Here is a 2,767-nt window from a genome sequence, read left to right on the forward strand (position 1 = left end):
TCACCGATCTCGGTCTGGATCAGGCGCCGCAGCGGTCTCGCCCCGTAGGCTGGGTCGTAGCCGCGTTCGGCCAGCCATGCGGCCGCAGCGTCAGTGACCTCGAGGGTGATGCGTCGGTCGGCCAGCCGGTCGGCCAGCATCTGAACCTGCAGGCCCACGATGGTGGCGAGCTCGTCCCGGCTCAGCGCGTCGAACACCACGACCTCGTCCAGCCGGTTGAGGAACTCCGGCTTGAACGCGGTGCGCACCGTGGCCATGACCTGCTCCCGCTTGGTGGTCTCGTCCGTCGTCGGGTCGACCAGGAACTGGCTGCCCAGGTTGGAGGTCATGATGAGCAGGACGTTGCGAAAGTCGACGGTGCGGCCCTGGCCGTCGGTCAGCCGCCCGTCGTCGAGCACCTGCAGCAGCACGTCGAAGGTCTCGGGATGAGCCTTCTCGACCTCGTCGAGCAACACGACCGAGTAGGGGCGTCGACGGACGGCCTCGGTCAGCTGGCCACCCTCGTCGTAGCCGACGTACCCGGGGGGCGCGCCGACCAGCCGGGCGACGGCGTGGCGCTCGGCGTACTCGCTCATGTCGATGCGGACCATCGCCCGTTCGTCGTCGAAGAGGAAGTCGGCCAGCGCCTTGGCCAACTCGGTCTTGCCCACCCCGGTGGGCCCCAGGAACAGGAAGGACCCGGTCGGGCGGTCCGGGTCGGAGATGCCCGCGCGAGAGCGTCGCACCGCATCGCTCACCGCCCGCACCGCACTGCGCTGCCCGATCAGGCGCTCACCGAGCACCTCTTCCATCCGTAGCAGCTTGGCGGTCTCGCCCTCCAGCAGGCGGCCCGCCGGGATGCCGGTCCACGAGCTGACCACGTCGGCGACGTCGTCGCTGCCGACCTCGTCCTTCACCATCGGCTCCTGCTCGGTCTTCACCGAGCTCGACTCCGCCTCCTGGGCCGCCTCGAGCTCGGCGGTCGTGGCCGGGATCTCGCCGTAGAGCACCCGCGAGGCACCGGCGTAGTCGCCCTCGCGCTGCAGGCGCTCGGCTGTGGTGCGCAGCTCGTCGAGGTGCTGCTTGAGCTCACCCACCCGGTTGAGGCCGGAGCGTTCCTGCTGCCAGCGCGCGTCGAGAGCGGCCAGCTGCTCCTGCTTGTCCGCGAGGTCCGCGCGCAATATGGCCAGCCGGTCCTTGGAGGCGTCGTCGCTCTCGGAGGCCAGGTGCAGCTCCTCCATCCGCAACCGGTCGACGGTCCGGCGCAGCTCGTCGATCTCGACCGGGGAGGAGTCGATCTCCATCCGCAGCCGCGAGGCAGCCTCGTCGATGAGGTCGATGGCCTTGTCGGGCAGCTGCCTGCCGGTGATGTAGCGGTCGGACAGTGATGCCGCGGCGACCAGCGCGGAGTCGGCGATGGCCACCTTGTGGTGGGCCTCGTAGCGCTCCTTCAGCCCACGCAGGATGCCGATGCTGTCCGCGACGCTGGGCTCACCGACGAACACCTGCTGGAACCGCCGCTCCAGGGCCGCGTCCTTCTCGATCCGCTCCCGGTACTCGTTCAGCGTGGTCGCACCGACCATGCGCAGCTCGCCCCGGGCCAGCAGCGGCTTGAGCATGTTGCCGGCGTCCATGGCGCCCTCACCGGTGGCGCCGGCTCCAACCACGGTGTGGAGCTCGTCGATGAAGGTCACCACGCGGCCGTCACTGGCCTTGATCTCGGCCAGCACCGCCTTCAGGCGCTCCTCGAACTCCCCTCGGTACTTCGCACCCGCGACCATCGCCCCCAGGTCGAGGGAGATCAGGGTCTTGTCGCGCAGCGACTCGGGGACGTCGCCGGCCACGATGCGCTGGGCCAGCCCTTCGACGACCGCGGTCTTGCCCACGCCCGGCTCCCCGATCAGGACGGGGTTGTTCTTGGTGCGCCGGGAGAGCACCTGCACCACCCGCCGGATCTCGGCGTCACGGCCGATGACGGGGTCGAGTTTGCCCTCGCGAGCCACCGCGGTCAGGTCGGTGCCGTACTTGGCCAGGGCGTCGTAGCCCGCCTCGGGGTCGGGGCTGTCGACCTTGGCCCCGCCTCGGATCGCGGGGATCTGCTGCATCAGCGCGTCGGCGTCGAGCCCGAACTTCGTGTCCTGGGCCAGTGCAGCCAGCAGATGGTCGGTGGAGATGTAGGAGTCCCCCAGAGTGGTCATGGCCTGCTGGGCCTGGTTGAGCACGGCGAGGGACGCCCGGGACAGCTGGGGCTGGGAGATGTTCGAGCCGGTGACCGTGGGCAGGCTGGACAGAGCCTGCTGGGCGGCGGCAGCGGCCTGCTCGCTTGACGCGCCGACGGACTGCAGCAGCGGCCCGGTGGTGGTGTCGGACTGCTCGGTCAGCGCGTGGAGCAGGTGCGCAGGCTCGACGTGCTGGTGGTTTCCGGCGGCGGCCTCGCGCACGGCGGTGGACAGGGCCTCTTGAGCCTTGGTGGTCAGCTGCAGGTCCATGGTGTGGCGCTCCCTTCCTTCATCGTGTGCGCGGCGGCCCTAACGTCGCTATGTTCAACCTGGTCAAACTTGAGTCTATTCCGCTCAAGTCTATGCCCTGGCAGCCCGGCCGCCCGGCGCCGACAATGGTCACAGCTCACGTCAGAACCCACGGATCGGACCCGCTTGTGACCAGCAGCACCGAAGGCCGCCTCTCCCGCCAGGAGATCGTGGAGGCCTGCACGACCATGCTCGGCGCCGATCGCGTGCTGACCGACGAGCAGACGCTGAAGGACAACAGCGCTGACCGCTACTACAAG

General features: G+C 69.5%; 2 protein-coding genes. One reads left to right on the forward strand and one right to left on the reverse strand.

The genetic code is table 11. The features are described from left to right. Positions 1-2,468: ATP-dependent chaperone ClpB (gene clpB, locus VJ976_RS07830; RefSeq protein ID WP_324099563.1), on the reverse strand; the 2,468-nt coding region annotated here is incomplete at its 3' end. Between the two features lie 50 nt (positions 2,469-2,518). Here clpB and VJ976_RS07835 point away from each other — a divergent pair. Then, positions 2,519-2,767: hypothetical protein (locus VJ976_RS07835; protein ID WP_324099564.1), on the forward strand; the 249-nt coding region annotated here is incomplete at its 3' end.

Source organism: Ornithinimicrobium sp. (genome assembly GCF_035267225.1).
Taxonomy (GTDB): Bacteria; Actinomycetota; Actinomycetes; order Actinomycetales; family Dermatophilaceae; genus Ornithinicoccus.